Below are 15,677 nucleotides of genomic sequence, written 5' to 3'. Positions count from 1 at the left end.
CGAAACTCCCTGAAATGAGATCGGTAAAACGTTTTATCAATACATTATCTTTATACTACCAGCTAAAGCCTGAGAATGTGATTTAGCGCGCACAAAAATTTGATAAAACGTTTTATCTTCTCGCAGCATTGAAGCAGGTCATCTTATTTTTATCATTAAGGAGTCGTTTTATGACGGCGAAAGCAGCACAAAAAATATCGCTGTGGGAATTTTTCCAGCAACTGGGTAAAACCTTTATGCTGCCCGTGGCACTTCTGTCTTTCTGCGGGATTATGCTCGGGATCGGCAGCTCGCTCAGCAGTCACGATGTGATCACGCTGATCCCCTTCCTTGGCAATCCTGTGCTGCAGGCGATCTTCATCTGGATGAGCAAGGTCGGCTCCTTCGCGTTCAGCTTCCTGCCGGTGATGTTCTGTATTGCCATCCCTCTCGGCCTGGCGCGTGAAAATAAAGGCGTTGCGGCATTCGCAGGCTTTGTCGGCTATGCGGTGATGAACCTTGCGGTTAACTTCTGGCTGACCGCAAAAGACATTCTGCCTACCACCGACGCTGCGGTATTGAAAGCGAACAACATTCAGAGCGTGATCGGCATTCAGTCCATCGATACCGGGATCCTCGGTGCGGTCATTGCGGGCGTGATCATCTGGATGCTGCATGAACGCTTCCACAATATCCGTCTGCCTGATGCCCTGGCGTTCTTCGGCGGTACGCGCTTTGTTCCGATTATCACCCTCGTCGTCATGGGTCTGTTTGGCCTGATTATTCCGCTGATTTGGCCGGTCTTCGCGATGGGCATCACCGGCATTGGCCGCATCATTAACGGCGCGGGTGATTTTGGACCGATGATCTTCGGTACCGGTGAACGCCTGCTGCTGCCGTTTGGCCTGCAGCACATCCTGGTGGCTCTGATTCGCTTTACCGAAGCGGGCGGCACCATGGACGTGTGCGGACATGACGTTAGCGGCGCGCTGACCATCTTCCAGGCGCAGCTGAGCTGCCCGACGACGCACGGTTTTTCTGAGAGCGCCACGCGCTTCCTGTCACAGGGTAAAATGCCTGCCTTCCTGGGCGGCCTGCCTGGTGCTGCGCTGGCGATGTACCACTGTGCACGCCCGGAAAATCGTCATAAAATTAAAGGCCTGCTGATCTCCGGCGTGATCGCCTGTGTTGTTGGTGGTACCACCGAGCCACTCGAATTCCTGTTCCTGTTCGTCGCGCCGGTGCTGTATCTCATTCACGCCGTGCTGACGGGTCTTGGCTTCACCGTGATGGCCGTGCTGGGCGTGACCATTGGTAACACCGACGGCAACGTTATTGATTTCGTGGTGTTCGGTATTCTGCACGGTCTGTCCACCAAGTGGTATCTGGTACCAGTGGTGGCAGCCATCTGGTTTGCGGTGTACTACGGTATCTTCCGCTTCGCCATCACCCGCTTTAACCTGAAAACGCCGGGCCGCGATACGGATAACGCCACCAGCGTTGAACAGGCGGTCGCGGGCACCGTGGGCAAATCCGGCTACAACACCCCTGCCATTCTGGCGGCGCTGGGCGGTGCGGATAACGTCACCTCGTTGGATAACTGCATCACCCGTCTGCGTTTGTCGGTGGCGGATATGTCCAAAGTCGACACCAACGCATTGAAAGCCAACCGGGCGATTGGCGTGGTACAGTTAAATCAGCACAATTTGCAGGTGGTTATCGGCCCGCAGGTTCAGTCCGTGAAAGACGAACTGGCTACCCTGATGCGGACAGTCGAAGCGTAATGCCAACCCCCTCTGCGTGAGGGGGTTTTACTTTAAGGATCGACGTTATGTTTGATTTTTCTACCGTCGTGGATCGCCACGGCACCTGGTGTACTCAGTGGGATTACGTTGCCGACCGTTTCGGGGCCGCGGACCTGCTGCCGTTCACCATCTCGGATATGGATTTCGCCACGGCGCCCTGCATTACCGACGCACTGCATCAGCGCATCAACCATGGCGTGTTTGGCTACAGCCGCTGGAAGAATGATGAATTTCTGGCCGCCGTGGCTCACTGGTTCCGGCAGCGTTTCAACAGCCAGATCGACATCGATACCCTTGTGTATGGCCCGTCGGTCATTTACATGGTGTCGGAGCTGATTCGTATCTGGTCTCACGCCGGAGACGGCGTGGTTGTACATACCCCCGCCTACGATGCGTTTTATAAAGCAATTGAAGGTAACCAGCGCCGCGTGGTGCCTGTCGCCATGCAAAAAACGCCAGAGGGCTGGCAGGGCGATATGGCTGCGCTGGAAGCGGCGCTGTCCCAGCCGCAAAACAAAATACTGCTGCTGTGCAGCCCGCAGAACCCGACCGGTAAGGTGTGGACGCGCGACGAGCTGGCCCACATGGCTGATCTCTGCGCGCGCTATGACGTGGCGGTGATCAGCGATGAAATCCACATGGATATGGTCTGGGGCGAAAATCGTCATACGCCGTGGAACGAAGTCGCTCGCGGAAAATGGGCATTGCTGACCTCAGGCTCGAAAAGCTTCAACATTCCGGCACTGACCGGCGCTTACGGCCTGATAGGTGACGATTTCAGCCGGGAGGCTTATCTCAGCGCGCTAAAAGGCCGGGATGGACTCTCTTCCCCTTCGGTGCTGGCCCTGACCGCGCACATTGCAGCGTACCAGCAGGGTGAACCCTGGCTTGACGCGTTGCGCAGCTATCTTGAGCAAAACCTGCACTATGTCGCGCAGGAATTGCACCGCGCATTTCCGAATTTAGGCTGGCAGCCGCCCGACGCGACCTATCTCGCCTGGATCGACTTGCGTCCACTGGCTATTGATGAACACGCACTGCAAAAGGTGCTGATCGAGCAGCAAAAAGTCGCCATCATGCCCGGATATACCTATGGCGAAGAGGGTAAAGGATTTGTGCGCCTCAATGCCGGGTGTACACGCAGCAAGCTGGAGCAAGGCGTTCAGCGGCTGATCAACGGCATCCAATCTCTACGGTAATTTGTTTGCGCAACGGAATTTTCCCTTGCGCAAATAGCTTTTTACCCCGTTTTGTTTTTATAATGTGTCGCACTTTAACCAGAAAAAGAGTGCGACCATGATTGATACACGCCTGCCATTAACTGATATTCATCGTCACCTTGACGGTAACATTCGTGCCCAAACCATCCTCGATCTTGGCCGCCAGTACAATTTAACCCTTCCCGCCCACACGCTTGACGCGTTGATCCCGCACGTGCAGGTCACCTCAAACGAACCTGACCTGGTGAGCTTCCTGAGCAAACTGGACTGGGGGGTGAAAATGCTGGCCTCGCTGGACGCCTGTCGCCGTGTGGCATTTGAAAACATTGAAGACGCCGCCCGCAACGGCCTGCACTATGTCGAACTGCGCTTTTCGCCGGGCTATATGGCCATGACCCACGGCCTGCCCGTTGACGGTGTGGTTGAAGCCGTTATTGCTGGCGTCCAGGAAGGCTGTAAAGCCTTTGATGTTCAGGCTCGTCTGATTGGCATCATGAGCCGTACCTTTGGGGAAGCCGCCTGTCTGCAGGAACTGGACGCGTTGCTGGCGCATCGTGACCAGATCACCGCCATCGATCTGGCCGGTGATGAGCTGGGCTTCCCCGGCAGCCTGTTCCTCTCCCACTTTAACCGTGCGCGCGATGCGGGCTGGCACATTACGGTTCACGCGGGTGAAGCAGCGGGCCCGGAAAGTATCTGGCAGGCTATTCGCGAGCTGGGCGCAGAGCGTATTGGTCATGGTGTGAAAGCCGTTGAAGACCGTGCTCTGATGGATTTCCTTGCTGAGCAGCGCATCGGGATTGAATCCTGTCTGACGTCCAACATCCAGACCAGCACCGTGGCGACGCTGGCGCACCATCCGCTGAAAACCTTCCTTGAGCACGGCGTACTGGCCTCGCTGAACACCGATGACCCGGCGGTACAGGGTGTCGATATCATTCACGAATACTCGGTCGCCGCCCCACAGGCTGGCCTCAGCCGCGACCAGATCCGTCAGGCCCAGATTAACGGACTGGAAATGGCCTTCCTGACGCAGGAAGAGAAGCAGGCGCTGCGCGATAAAGTGGCGCACGCGTAAGCCCTCTGCCGGGCAGCGTTGACGCGTGCCCGGCCAACAAAACATCATGCCAGACAGAGCGTTGCGCGATGTTTGGCGGATTCCATTCCCAGCTCGATAAGCTCCATAATCTGTATCGCCTGGCTCGCCGGCACCGGATTCTCGCCGTCACCGTTTAACGCATCGCGGATGGCCGCGTAATATGCCGGATAGTTACCGGGCAGCGTCAGCAGGGTCTCTTCCACCAGCGCTTCCCCTTCCACGCGGCTCAGCACACCATCGCGCATATCGTAGCCCCAGTCCTCCTGCGGTAACCGCTCGCCGTTTTTGAGGCGTTCTTCCTGCGGATCCAGACCAAATTTAACGTAGCTTCCCCGCGTGCCATGAACGATATAGCGAGCAGACTCCGCCGCCGCCAGCATAGTGGCGTGAAGAATGACACGGCGCTGCGGGTAGCTAAGAATGGCATGAAAGTAATCCGTGGTCTGCGCGCCGGGCCGGAGCTGCGCCAGATCGACGGTCATGCTCACGGGCAGGCCAAAGAGATTCACCGCCTGATCGAGCAGGTGCGGAGCCAGATCGTACCAGATGCCGCTCCCCGGCCCCGCCTGCTCGCGCCAGCGGTCGCGCACCTGAGGGCGAAAACGATCGAAGTGGGATTCAAACGAGGCGATTTCCCCAAGCGTGCCTTCCGCGATCAGCGCTTTGACGGTGAGGAAATCACTGTCCCAGCGGCGGTTATGAAACACCGACAGTAGCCGCCCGAGGCTGCGCGCAAGCGCGTCCAGTTCTCGCGCCTGTGACAACGTCACGGTGAAGGGTTTATCCACCACCACGTGCTTACCCGCGTCGAGCGCGGCTTTAGCCAGTGGGAAGTGGGTATCGTTTGGCGTGGGTATCACGATTAAATCGATATTGGGATCGTTGAACAGATGCTTAGGCTCAGAAACCACCGGCACCACAGGCCAGTCGGCATTCACTTTGGCTGCATCGCTGCTTGAGATTGCCGCCAGGGACATGCCGGGCGTACCGGCAATCAGCGGCGCGTGAAATGTTTTACTCGCGTACCCATACCCAATAAGGCCGACACGGATATTTTCACTCATAATGCTACCCTCTCACGTCATGAACGTATTTCACACTGGCTTTATGCGCGTCCGGCAGCGTAATTCCGTATCCCTTCACTAAAAATAGCATCCTGTGCCGGTAGTCTTTGTTAAATAAATGTAACCTCATGAGAGCGGATACGGGAACGATACCCAAACCCCTTGCCGACTCGCATGGCGCGCTGTAACATTCGTCATCTGTATTTAAGGATAAATTACAAACGCAAATTATGACGTCAATTATTAATCGAATCATTGAATTAGCAGGATGGATTGTCCTGGGGGTTTCGGTCATTTTGCTCGGCGTTGCCAGCCACATTGATAACTACCAGCCTCCGGAGCCTGTCGCTGCCGTGCAACCGAAGTAGCCTGCCCGCCCGCCGGTGAGTGACATAATGTGTCAGTGGCATATTGCCAGCCGTGGTGAACAAGGTTAACCTCTCTTCCAGGCATCATCTGATGCCTGATTCTTTCTTTAAAGAAAACTCCTAATTTCGTCGCATTACCTGAGTGGGCAGTTTACGTCTTTATTAATCCGTTTATTATCCAAACGAATTACCTTCAGAGGTATTACTCACTTTTATATGGAAACTTATTAAAAATGACAGTTCAGGACTATTTATTAAAATTTCGCAAAATCAATTCGCTTGAGAGCCTGGAAAAACTGTTTGACCATTTGAACTACACGCTGTCAGATAATCAGGAAATCATCAATATGTACCGCGCTGCCGATCACCGTCGTGCTGAACTGGTCTCCGGCGGCCGTCTCTTTAACGTCGGCGAAGTGCCTAAGTCGGTATGGCGTTACGTACTATAAGAAGGTAGCCATCCGCGCGAAATGTTATATACTCTCCGCCCTGCAAATCTCTGTAGAACATTTCGCGCAAACTCATCGGAGAGAACATGACCGCATCGGCTGGTGAAAAAATTGGAGGCTGGTTAATCGCCCCCCTGGCATGGCTGCTGGTTGCCTTATTAAGCGCCTCGCTGGCGCTGCTGCTTTATACCACGGCACTGATTACGCCTCATGCCATTCAGACCCTGATGTCGCAAAGTGTGCTTAATATTACCCTGTGGTTCGTGTCGTTCGTTTTCGCAATTGCCATGTGGTACTACACGCTGTGGCTGACCATTGCCTTCTTTAAGCGTCGTCAGAGTGTGCCCAAACACTACATTATCTGGCTGCTCATTTCCGTGCTGCTGGCGATCAAAGCCTTTGCTTTTTCACCGGTTTCTGACGCGCTGGCGGTTCGCCAGTTGCTCTTTCCGTTATTGGCGGCGGCGCTTCTGGTTCCCTATTTCAAGCGTTCAGCCCGTGTGAAAAAAACCTTCGTTAACCCGTAATAACCTTACAGTTAACCTGTTGTCGCCCGTTGTGGATTATTCGATAATAGGCGGCTTTTTTATTTCAGGCTAAATAATGACCGATTACTTACTGCTCTTTGTCGGCACTGTGCTGGTTAACAACTTCGTCCTGGTGAAGTTTCTGGGCCTGTGTCCGTTTATGGGGGTTTCCAAAAAACTGGAGACCGCAATGGGTATGGGGCTGGCGACCACCTTCGTCATGACCCTGGCGTCGATTTGCGCCTGGTGGATTGACACCTGGATCCTCATTCCGCTGGGCCTGACCTATCTGCGCACCCTGGCCTTTATTCTGGTCATCGCGGTGGTGGTGCAATTTACCGAAATGGTGGTGCGTAAAACCAGCCCCGCGCTGTATCGCCTGCTGGGCATCTTCCTGCCGCTGATCACCACGAACTGCGCGGTGCTCGGCGTGGCGTTGCTGAACATCAACCTCGGTCATAACTTTATGCAATCGGCGCTGTATGGTTTCTCTGCCGCGGTCGGTTTCTCCCTGGTGATGGTGTTATTCGCGTCCATTCGCGAGCGCCTGGCAGCCGCAGATATTCCCGCGCCTTTTCGCGGTAACTCGATTGCGCTGGTCACAGCGGGTTTAATGTCTTTAGCCTTTATGGGCTTCAGTGGTCTGGTGAAGTTGTAATGAATGCAATCTGGATTGCCATCGCCTCAATCAGCGTGCTGGGACTGGTGTTTGGCGTCATTCTGGGGTATGCCTCCCGCCGTTTTGCGGTGGAGGACGACCCGGTTGTCGAAAAAATTGATGAGCTGCTGCCGCAGAGTCAGTGCGGGCAATGCGGCTATCCCGGCTGCCGCCCGTATGCTGAGGCGGTTGGCGTTCAGGGTGAAAAGATTAACCGCTGCGCGCCGGGTGGCGAAGCCGTGATGCTGAAAATCGCTGCCCTGCTTAACGTCGATCCGCAACCGGTGGACGGCGATGCCGACGTGCAGGAGCCAGTGCGTGCCCTGGCGGTGATTGATGAAGCCAACTGCATCGGCTGCACCAAATGTATTCAGGCCTGTCCTGTGGACGCCATTGTCGGTGCCACCCGCGCCATGCACACCGTGGTAGCGGATCTCTGCACCGGCTGCAACCTCTGCGTGGCCCCCTGCCCGACGCAGTGCATAGAATTACGTCCGGTTGAAACGACTACCGAAAACTGGAAATGGGATCTTCAAACCATTCCGGTTCGCATTATTCCTGTGGAACACCATGCTTAAGTTATTCTCCGCGTTCAGAAAAGAGAAGATTTGGGACTTTGATGGCGGTATCCATCCGCCAGAAATGAAAACCCAGTCTAACGGCACGCCGCTGCGTCAAATTCCGCTGGCGACGCGATACGTCATGCCGCTGAAACAACATATCGGCGCTGAGGGTGAACTCTGCGTCAAAGAGGGCGATCGCGTCCTGCGCGGCCAGCCGCTGACCTTTGGACGCAGGCGCATGCTACCCGTTCACGCCCCGACCTCCGGAACCGTGGTGTCGATTGCTCCGCATACCGTTGCGCATCCTTCTGCCTTGTCTGAGCTGAGCGTAACCATCTACGCTGACGGGGAAGATCGCTGGATCGACCGTGACGGCTGGAGCGACTACCGCGCCCAGAGCCGGGAGGCGCTGATTGAGCGAATCCATCAGTTCGGCGTGGCCGGGCTGGGCGGCGCGGGTTTCCCGACGGGGACCAAACTGCGCGGCGGCGGCGACAAAATCGACACGCTGATTATTAACGCCGCAGAGTGTGAACCCTACATTACCGCCGACGATCGTCTGATGCAGGACTGTGCCGCGCAGGTTGTGGAAGGCATTCGCATCCTTGCGCATATCCTGCAGCCGCGCGACGTCTTAATTGGCATTGAAGATAACAAACCGCAGGCCATTTCCATGCTGCGGGCGGTGCTGGCGGGAAGCCACGACATCGGCCTTCGCGTTATCCCGACCAAATATCCTTCTGGCGGGGCTAAGCAGCTCACCCAGATCCTGACCGGCAAACAGGTTCCCCACGGCGGACGTTCATCGGACATCGGCGTGTTGATGCAGAACGTCGGCACGGCCTACGCGGTTAAACGCGCGGTGATTGACGGTGAGCCATTGACCGAACGCGTGGTCACCCTGACCGGTGAATCCGTCTCCCGTCCGGGCAACGTCTGGGCGCGTCTGGGCACACCGGTACGCCATTTGCTTGACCATGCCGGCTTCTGTCCGGGTAGCGATCAGATGGTGATCATGGGCGGCCCGCTGATGGGCTTTACTCTGCCGTGGCTGGACGTCCCGGTGGTCAAAATTACCAACTGCCTGCTGGCGCCCTCCTCCACCGAGATGGGCGAGGAGCAGGAAGAAAAAGGCTGCATTCGCTGTAGCGCCTGTGCCGATGCCTGTCCGGCCGATCTGCTGCCGCAGCAGCTGTACTGGTACAGCAAAGGCCAACTGCACGATAAAGCCAAAGCCCACAATCTGGCAGACTGCATTGAGTGCGGTGCCTGCGCCTGGGTCTGCCCGAGCAATATCCCGCTGGTGCAATATTTCCGTCAGGAGAAGGCCGAGATCTACGCCATCTCCATGGAAGACAAACGCGCCGCTGAAGCCAAAGCGCGCTTCGAGGCTCGCCAGGCACGTCTGGAACGTGAAAAAGCTGCGCGCCAGGAACGTCATAAACAAGCCGCCGTGCAGCCCGCTGAGACGGATCGGGACGCAATCGCCGCCGCGCTGGCCCGCGTGCGGGAGAAAAAAGCTAACGCCGCCGAGACGATAGAAATCCCGGCAGGTGCAAAACCGGATAACAGCGATGCGATTGCCGCCCGTGAAGCGCGTAAAGCCGAAGCCCGCGCGCGTCAGGCTGAAAAAGCGCAGCAGGCAGAGCCCGCTGGTGAAATCGACCCGCGTAAAGCCGCGGTTGAGGCCGCTATTACGCGAGCAAAAGCCCGTGCGCGTCAGGCTGAGAACGTGCAACCGGCAGAACCTGCGGTTGAGGTTGATCCGCGTAAAGCCGCGGTCGAAGCCGCTATTGCGCGAGCAAAAGCCCGTAAAGCAGCCCAGTCCAGCGTCGTGATTGAGCCAGAGGCGGTCGATCCGCGTAAGGCGGCGGTTGAAGCAGCTATCGCGCGTGCTAAGGCGCGCAAAGCCGCACAACAGGCCGCACAACAGGAAGAACAGACCGTCGCTGCAAATGACGATCCACGCAAAGCCGCAGTCGCCGCCGCGATTGCCCGCGTTCAGGCGAAGAAAGCCGCACAGCAAGCAGTTAACGAGGATTAAATGGTTTTCAGAATCGCAAGTTCCCCCTATACCCACAACCAGCGCCAGACCTCGCGCATCATGATGCTGGTGTGCCTGGCGGCACTGCCGGGTATCGCCTTCCAGCTGTGGTTTTTCGGCTGGGGAACGCTTATTCAGTTAGCGCTCGGCTGTGCCAGTGCCCTGGCGGCTGAAGGCCTGGTGCTGAAGCTGCGTAAAAAAGAGGTGAGCCGCATTCTGGCCGACAACTCGGCGCTTTTAACCGGCCTGCTGCTTGCGATCAGTATTCCGCCGTTTGCACCGTGGTGGATGGTAGTGCTGGGCACGGTCTTCGCCGTGATTATTGCTAAACAGCTCTATGGCGGGCTAGGCCATAACCCGTTTAACCCGGCGATGATCGGCTATGTGGTTCTGCTGATCTCCTTCCCGGTGCAGATGACGAGCTGGCTGCCGCCGCAGGAGATCGCGGCCACGGTGCCCGGCTTTATGGATGCCCTGCACGTTATCTTTACCGGACACACCGCGCTCGGCGCGGACATGAACGTGTTGCGCATCGGCGTGGACGGCATTAGCCAGGCGACGCCGCTCGACACCTTCAAAACGTCCCTGCACGCCGGGCACAGCGTGGATCAGATTATGAAGTCCGCCATTTTCAGCGGTATGCTGGCTGGCGCGGGCTGGCAGTGGGTCAACCTTGCGTACCTGCTGGGTGGCCTGTTCCTGCTGCAGCAAAAAGCCATTCGCTGGCATATTCCGGTCAGCTTCCTCGTGACGCTGGCGGTCTGTGCGACCCTGGGCTGGGTGTTCTCTCCTGAGTCGCTGGCAAGCCCGCAGATGCATCTGCTCTCCGGCGCGACCATGCTGGGTGCGTTTTTCATCCTGACCGATCCGGTCACCGCCTCCACCACTAACCGTGGCCGCCTGATCTTCGGCGCGCTGGCCGGGCTGCTGGTCTGGCTGATACGCAGTTTTGGCGGCTATCCGGACGGTGTCGCCTTCGCCGTGCTGTTAGCCAATATCACCGTTCCGCTCATCGACTATTACACGCGTCCGCGCGTGTACGGCCATCGCTAAGGGTTTCGCCATGCTGAAAACAATGCAAAAACACGGCGTTACGCTGGCTGTTTTCGCCGCCGTGCTGACAGGCCTGACCGCGCTGGTCAATACCCTGACCAAAACCACCATTGATGAGCAGTCGACGAAGCAGCAGAAAGCGCTTTTTGACCAGGTGATCCCCTCTGACTTCTATGATAATAACCTGCAGCAAAGCTGCTTCCTGGTGCAGGCTCCGCAGCTCGGCAAAGGGACGCATCGCGTCTTTATCGCCCGAAAAGGTGATAAACCAGTGGGCGCGGTGATGGAAGCCACGGCGCCGGACGGTTATTCTGGCGCGATACAGCTGCTGGTCGGTACCGACTTCACGGGCACCGTGCTGGGAACGCGCGTGACGGAACATCACGAAACGCCGGGCCTGGGGGATAAAATCGAAACTCGTCTGAGCGACTGGATATTGCATTTTGCCGGTAAAGTGATTCATGGCGAGAATGACGCAGCCTTTGCGGTGAAAAAAGACGGCGGCGAATTTGACCAGTTTACGGGCGCGACCATCACCCCCCGCGCCGTGGTCAACGCCGTAAAACGTGCCGGGCTGTACGCGGAAACGCTGCCTGCGCAACTTGACAATCTTCCGGCCTGTGAGGAGTAATCATGAGTCAGGTTAAAGAGGTTATCGTCCAGGGTCTCTGGAAGAACAACTCCGCATTGGTTCAGCTGCTGGGGATGTGCCCGCTGCTGGCGGTGACATCCACCGCAACCAACGCCCTTGGCCTGGGGCTGGCGACCACGCTGGTGCTGACCCTGACCAACCTGTCCATCTCTGCGCTGCGCCGCTGGACGCCCACGGAAATTCGCATTCCGATTTACGTGATGATCATCGCCTCGGTGGTGAGCATTGTGCAGATGCTGATTAACGCCTATGCCTTCGGACTGTATCAGTCCCTGGGGATCTTTATTCCGCTTATCGTCACCAACTGCATCGTTGTGGGCCGCGCAGAAGCCTTTGCCGTGAAAAACACCCCGGCGATGTCTGCCCTGGATGGCTTTGCCATCGGCATGGGCGCGACCGGCGCGATGTTCGTCCTGGGCTCCCTGCGTGAAATTCTGGGCAACGGAACGCTGTTCGACGGTGCGGATGCGCTGCTGGGCGGCTGGGCAAAAGCGCTACGCATTGAGGTCTTCCATACGGATACCCCCTTCCTGCTGGCGATGCTGCCACCGGGTGCTTTTATTGGCCTTGGCATGATGCTGGCGATAAAATACCTGATTGATGAAAAACGTAAACGCCGCGCGGCCGAGCGCAGCGTGCAGGAAGGGATACCCGAGAAGGCTTCATGAATAAAGAGAAACGCATTGCGATCCTGACCCGTCTGCGGAATGAAAACCCTCATCCGACGACGGAGCTTAACTTTACCTCACCCTTTGAGCTGCTGATCGCCGTACTGCTCTCTGCGCAGGCCACCGACGTGAGCGTCAACAAAGCCACGGCCCTGCTCTACCCCGTCGCTAATACGCCTGAAGCCATGCTTGGGCTCGGCGTCGAGGGGGTTAAATCCTATATCAAGACAATCGGGCTGTTTAACAGCAAAGCCGAGAACGTAATTAAAACCTGCCGGATTTTGCTGGAACAGCACGGTGGGGAAGTCCCGGAAGATCGCGCTGCGCTGGAAGCCCTGCCGGGCGTCGGGCGCAAGACGGCAAACGTGGTGCTTAATACGGCGTTTGGCTGGCCGACTATCGCCGTGGATACCCATATTTTCCGCGTCTCAAACCGCACCAACTTCGCGCCCGGTAAGAACGTTGAGCAGGTCGAAGAGAAATTGCTCAAAGTGGTACCGGCAGAATTTAAGGTGGACTGCCACCACTGGTTAATTTTGCATGGGCGCTATACCTGCATTGCCCGTAAGCCCCGCTGCGGCTCGTGCATCATTGAAGATCTTTGCGAATACAAAGAAAAAGTCTACGCCTGACGCGCTCACCGCATTCTTCAGCCATTCAATACCTTATAAAAGGAAGGCGTACTAATAACCTTCCTTTTGACCGAAATTTGTTCGCCGTTGACCGCAACGTACCGGGCGATCCTTCGGTGATTTAACACTCAAACAGGTTAATTGTTTTTTCATCACCAAAAATTTCTATACATCTGTGATCGGGATCACTCTGATAACGTCATGTTGGATTTTTGTTGTTAAAAGCCCGGCAAACCCTTAGCCAGACAAGATTTAACCACCCCAACACCGCAGATAAGACCAGTCATTTTTCAGAATATGGGCTATATCACTGCCTGAAAGGGCAAATAGCAGAACATATCGCCATACAGCTGATTTCCGGGGCTAAAGGTAGTGAAAAAAACCAACAAAACTCATCGAATGAAATTTAACGCTGAATAACATTTGCCTGACCCGCTGATTATAGGGCTTCAGTTATATGTAACAGAGTATTACAAACGTATTGCCAGAAGGCCGCGGATAGTGAACATTACCCGCCGTTTCCCCTCCCAATATAACTATAAAGCGGATGGACCACGGTCATCACGCTATGAACACCCCCGTTAATATGGGATGTAAAAAAAGAGGTATATGTGTCGACTGCAAACAATAAACCAACTGAAGAAAGCGTGAGCCTGAACGCTTTTAAACAACCTAAAGCGTTCTATCTCATCTTCTCCATTGAGTTATGGGAGCGTTTTGGTTTCTACGGCCTGCAAGGGATCATGGCGGTCTACCTGGTTAAACAGCTGGGTATGTCAGAAGCCGATTCCATCACGCTGTTCTCTTCATTCAGCGCACTGGTGTACGGTCTGGTCGCGGTAGGCGGCTGGCTGGGTGATAAAGTGCTTGGCACCAAACGTGTCATCATGCTGGGCGCCATCGTTCTGGCGATTGGCTATGGGCTGGTTGCATGGTCTGGCCATGACGCCGCGATTGTGTACATGGGTATGGCGACCATCGCCGTGGGTAACGGCTTGTTCAAAGCGAACCCGTCTTCCCTGCTCTCAACCTGCTATAACAAAGAAGATCCGCGTCTGGACGGTGCATTCACCATGTACTACATGTCCATCAACATCGGTTCCTTCTTCTCTATGCTGGCAACACCGTGGCTGGCTGCTAAGTTTGGCTGGAGCGTCGCGTTCGCATTGAGCTTCGTGGGTATGCTGATCACCGTGGTGAACTTCCTGTTCTGCCGCAGCTGGGTTAAAAACAACGGCTCCAAACCTGACTTCGAACCTGTGCACATGGGCAAACTGCTGGCGACCATCGTAGGTGTTGTGATCCTCGTGGCGATCGCAACCTGGCTGCTGCATAACCAGACCATCGCTCGTGGCGTTCTGGGATTAGTTGCGCTGGGTATCGTCTGTATCTTCGCGAAAGAAGCCTTTGCTATGCACGGTGCTGCGCGTCGTAAGATGATTGTGGCCTTCATTCTGATGCTGCAGGCGATTATCTTCTTCGTTCTGTACATGCAGATGCCAACCTCTCTGAACTTCTTCGCCATCCGTAACGTTGAGCACGCTATTCTGGGCATCGCGTTCGAGCCGGAGCAGTTCCAGGCGCTGAACCCGTTCTGGATCATGATTGGTTCCCCAATTCTGGCTGCCATCTATAACAAGATGGGCGACCGTCTGCCAATGCCGCACAAGTTCGCCATCGGTATGCTGCTGTGCTCCGGTGCCTTCCTGGTGCTGCCGCTGGGTACCAAGTTTGCCACCGACGCGGGTATCGTCTCTGTCAGCTGGCTGATCCTGAGCTACGCGCTGCAGTCTGTGGGTGAGCTGATGATCTCCGGTCTGGGCCTGGCAATGGTTGCACAGCTGGTTCCACAGCGTCTGATGGGCTTCATCATGGGCAGCTGGTTCCTGACCACCGCCGGTGCAGCACTGATCGCCGGTAAGATTGCTAACCTGATGGCTGTGCCGGAGAACGTGACCGACCCGCTGATGTCTCTGAACGTCTATGGCACCGTGTTCATGCAGATTGGTATCGCCACTGGCGTTATCGCCGTGCTGATGCTGCTGACAGCGCCTAAGCTGAATCGTATGACTCAGGACGACGACAACGACACTAAAGCGAGCAAAACCGCTGCCGTGTAATGTCATCGGGAAACGACTGAATAAAAGCCGCTAATGCATTAGCGGCTTTTTTTTTATCCAATCGCGCACTAACATAGCTGGAACCTCAGCGAAAAGGAGTTACCGATGAAACTGTTCTACAAACCGGGCGCCTGCTCTCTTGCTTCCCATATCACCCTGCGCGAAAGCGGCAAGGATTTCACGCTTGATGGCGTCGACCTGATGAAGAAGCGCCTGGAAAATGGCGATGACTATTTTGCCATCAACCCAAAGGGACAAGTTCCGGCTCTGCTGCTGGATGACGGTACGTTGCTCACCGAGGGCGTGGCGATTATGCAGTTCCTCGCAGACAAGGTGCCCGACCGCCAGCTCCTTGCTCCGACCGGCAGCATCGCCCGTTATAAGACGCTGGAGTGGCTGAACTATATCGCTACCGAGCTGCACAAAGGCTTTACTCCGCTGTTCCGCCCGGATACGCCGGAAGAGTACAAACCTACCGTGCGCGCGCTGCTGGAGAAAAAGCTGCAGTACATTAACGACTCGCTAAAAGACGATCAGTGGATTTCCGGCGCCCGTTTCACCATTGCCGATGCGTATCTGTTCACCGTTCTGCGCTGGGCGCGCGCAGTGAAGCTGAATATGGATGGCTTAGACCATATTGCGGCGTATATGACGCGCGTGGCGGAGCGTCCGGCGGTTGCCGCGGCGCTGAAAGCAGAAGGGTTGAACTGACCGGGCGGTTTGTGTTGCCGGGTGGCGCTCACGCTCACCCGGCCTACAACTTCATGCGCAGCGCC

16 protein-coding genes are annotated in these 15,677 nt (G+C 56.1%); 15 read left to right on the top strand and 1 reads right to left on the bottom strand.

What is annotated here, in order from left to right:
- Positions 1–170: 170 nt before the first annotated feature.
- The 3 genes from malX (at position 171) to add (ending at position 4,082) form a co-directional block, all read left to right on the top strand.
- The gene (gene malX, locus QLG21_RS10055) at positions 171–1,763 is read left to right on the top strand and encodes a maltose/glucose-specific PTS transporter subunit IIBC (protein WP_137848488.1); all 1,593 of its coding nucleotides are present in this window, start codon (positions 171–173) and stop codon (positions 1,761–1,763) included.
- A gap of 47 nt (positions 1,764–1,810) precedes the next feature.
- Positions 1,811–2,983, top strand: a complete 1,173-nt coding sequence (locus QLG21_RS10050; RefSeq protein ID WP_137848487.1) for a MalY/PatB family protein — start codon at positions 1,811–1,813, stop codon at positions 2,981–2,983.
- Positions 2,984–3,080: 97 nt separating this feature from the next.
- Positions 3,081–4,082 carry an adenosine deaminase gene (gene add / locus QLG21_RS10045; protein ID WP_058608921.1) on the top strand — a complete coding sequence of 334 codons (1,002 nt, stop codon included), beginning with the start codon at positions 3,081–3,083 and terminating at the stop codon, positions 4,080–4,082.
- Between the two features lie 44 nt (positions 4,083–4,126).
- Here add and QLG21_RS10040 read toward each other — a convergent pair whose 3' ends face one another.
- Positions 4,127–5,167 (bottom strand): oxidoreductase, encoded by a 1,041-nt coding sequence (locus tag QLG21_RS10040; RefSeq protein WP_137848486.1) that lies wholly within the window; start codon positions 5,165–5,167, stop codon positions 4,127–4,129.
- Positions 5,168–5,409: 242 nt separating this feature from the next.
- Here QLG21_RS10040 and blr point away from each other — a divergent pair, with 242 nt between their 5' ends.
- The 12 genes from blr to gstA all read left to right on the top strand — a co-directional run bounded on the left by blr (position 5,410) and on the right by gstA (position 15,612).
- Positions 5,410–5,535 (top strand): division septum protein Blr, encoded by a 126-nt coding sequence (blr, locus tag QLG21_RS10035; protein WP_171007377.1) that lies wholly within the window; start codon positions 5,410–5,412, stop codon positions 5,533–5,535.
- A 233-nt stretch (positions 5,536–5,768) separates the two neighbouring features.
- On the top strand, positions 5,769–5,984 hold the full coding sequence (gene ydgT / locus QLG21_RS10030; protein WP_006174966.1) for a transcription modulator YdgT: 216 nt from the start codon (positions 5,769–5,771) through the stop codon (positions 5,982–5,984).
- A gap of 86 nt (positions 5,985–6,070) precedes the next feature.
- On the top strand, positions 6,071–6,511 hold the full coding sequence (locus QLG21_RS10025) for a DUF2569 domain-containing protein (RefSeq protein ID WP_006174965.1): 441 nt from the start codon (positions 6,071–6,073) through the stop codon (positions 6,509–6,511).
- A 76-nt stretch (positions 6,512–6,587) separates the two neighbouring features.
- Positions 6,588–7,169 (top strand): electron transport complex subunit RsxA, encoded by a 582-nt coding sequence (rsxA, locus tag QLG21_RS10020; protein ID WP_006174964.1) that lies wholly within the window; start codon positions 6,588–6,590, stop codon positions 7,167–7,169.
- Entirely contained in the window at positions 7,169–7,747 is a 579-nt protein-coding gene (gene rsxB / locus QLG21_RS10015; RefSeq protein ID WP_101737819.1) for an electron transport complex subunit RsxB, read from the top strand. Before rsxA ends, rsxB begins: the two co-directional genes overlap by 1 nt.
- Entirely contained in the window at positions 7,740–9,776 is a 2,037-nt protein-coding gene (rsxC, locus tag QLG21_RS10010; RefSeq protein ID WP_137848485.1) for an electron transport complex subunit RsxC, read from the top strand. The genes rsxB and rsxC overlap by 8 nt, the downstream gene beginning before the upstream one ends.
- Complete coding sequence (gene rsxD, locus QLG21_RS10005; protein WP_102891004.1) at positions 9,777–10,829, top strand: electron transport complex subunit RsxD; 1,053 nt, start codon at positions 9,777–9,779, stop codon at positions 10,827–10,829.
- Positions 10,830–10,839: 10 nt separating this feature from the next.
- On the top strand, positions 10,840–11,460 hold the full coding sequence (rsxG, locus tag QLG21_RS10000) for an electron transport complex subunit RsxG (protein ID WP_058608926.1): 621 nt from the start codon (positions 10,840–10,842) through the stop codon (positions 11,458–11,460).
- 2 nt (positions 11,461–11,462) lie between these two features.
- Complete coding sequence (locus tag QLG21_RS09995) at positions 11,463–12,149, top strand: electron transport complex subunit E (RefSeq protein ID WP_058608927.1); 687 nt, start codon at positions 11,463–11,465, stop codon at positions 12,147–12,149.
- Entirely contained in the window at positions 12,146–12,781 is a 636-nt protein-coding gene (gene nth, locus QLG21_RS09990; protein ID WP_088207408.1) for an endonuclease III, read from the top strand. The genes QLG21_RS09995 and nth overlap by 4 nt, the downstream gene beginning before the upstream one ends.
- Before the next feature lie 611 nt (positions 12,782–13,392).
- Positions 13,393–14,901 (top strand): dipeptide/tripeptide permease DtpA, encoded by a 1,509-nt coding sequence (gene dtpA / locus QLG21_RS09985; protein WP_137848481.1) that lies wholly within the window; start codon positions 13,393–13,395, stop codon positions 14,899–14,901.
- Positions 14,902–15,006: 105 nt separating this feature from the next.
- Positions 15,007–15,612 (top strand): glutathione transferase GstA, encoded by a 606-nt coding sequence (gene gstA / locus QLG21_RS09980; protein ID WP_282484310.1) that lies wholly within the window; start codon positions 15,007–15,009, stop codon positions 15,610–15,612.
- The last annotated feature ends 65 nt before the right edge of the window (positions 15,613–15,677 follow it).

Source organism: Enterobacter sp. V87_3, from assembly GCF_029967835.1.
GTDB classification, from domain to species: domain Bacteria; phylum Pseudomonadota; class Gammaproteobacteria; order Enterobacterales; family Enterobacteriaceae; genus Enterobacter; species Enterobacter cancerogenus.
Note: the sequence above shows the minus strand (reverse complement) of the source record. Positions and strands in the feature narration are given on the sequence as shown.

Bases quoted from the DNA above. Each gene is read 5' to 3' on its own strand.
- malX (WP_137848488.1), top strand. From the start codon at position 171: ATGACGGCGAAAGCAGCACAAAAAATATCGCTGTGGGAATTTTTCCAG.
- QLG21_RS10050 (WP_137848487.1), top strand. From the start codon at position 1,811: ATGTTTGATTTTTCTACCGTCGTGGATCGCCACGGCACCTGGTGTACT.
- add (WP_058608921.1), top strand. From the start codon at position 3,081: ATGATTGATACACGCCTGCCATTAACTGATATTCATCGTCACCTTGAC.
- QLG21_RS10040 (WP_137848486.1), bottom strand. From the start codon at position 5,167: ATGAGTGAAAATATCCGTGTCGGCCTTATTGGGTATGGGTACGCGAGT.
- ydgT (WP_006174966.1), top strand. From the start codon at position 5,769: ATGACAGTTCAGGACTATTTATTAAAATTTCGCAAAATCAATTCGCTT.
- QLG21_RS10025 (WP_006174965.1), top strand. From the start codon at position 6,071: ATGACCGCATCGGCTGGTGAAAAAATTGGAGGCTGGTTAATCGCCCCC.
- rsxA (WP_006174964.1), top strand. From the start codon at position 6,588: ATGACCGATTACTTACTGCTCTTTGTCGGCACTGTGCTGGTTAACAAC.
- rsxB (WP_101737819.1), top strand. From the start codon at position 7,169: ATGAATGCAATCTGGATTGCCATCGCCTCAATCAGCGTGCTGGGACTG.
- rsxC (WP_137848485.1), top strand. From the start codon at position 7,740: ATGCTTAAGTTATTCTCCGCGTTCAGAAAAGAGAAGATTTGGGACTTT.
- rsxD (WP_102891004.1), top strand. From the start codon at position 9,777: ATGGTTTTCAGAATCGCAAGTTCCCCCTATACCCACAACCAGCGCCAG.
- rsxG (WP_058608926.1), top strand. From the start codon at position 10,840: ATGCTGAAAACAATGCAAAAACACGGCGTTACGCTGGCTGTTTTCGCC.
- QLG21_RS09995 (WP_058608927.1), top strand. From the start codon at position 11,463: ATGAGTCAGGTTAAAGAGGTTATCGTCCAGGGTCTCTGGAAGAACAAC.
- nth (WP_088207408.1), top strand. From the start codon at position 12,146: ATGAATAAAGAGAAACGCATTGCGATCCTGACCCGTCTGCGGAATGAA.
- gstA (WP_282484310.1), top strand. From the start codon at position 15,007: ATGAAACTGTTCTACAAACCGGGCGCCTGCTCTCTTGCTTCCCATATC.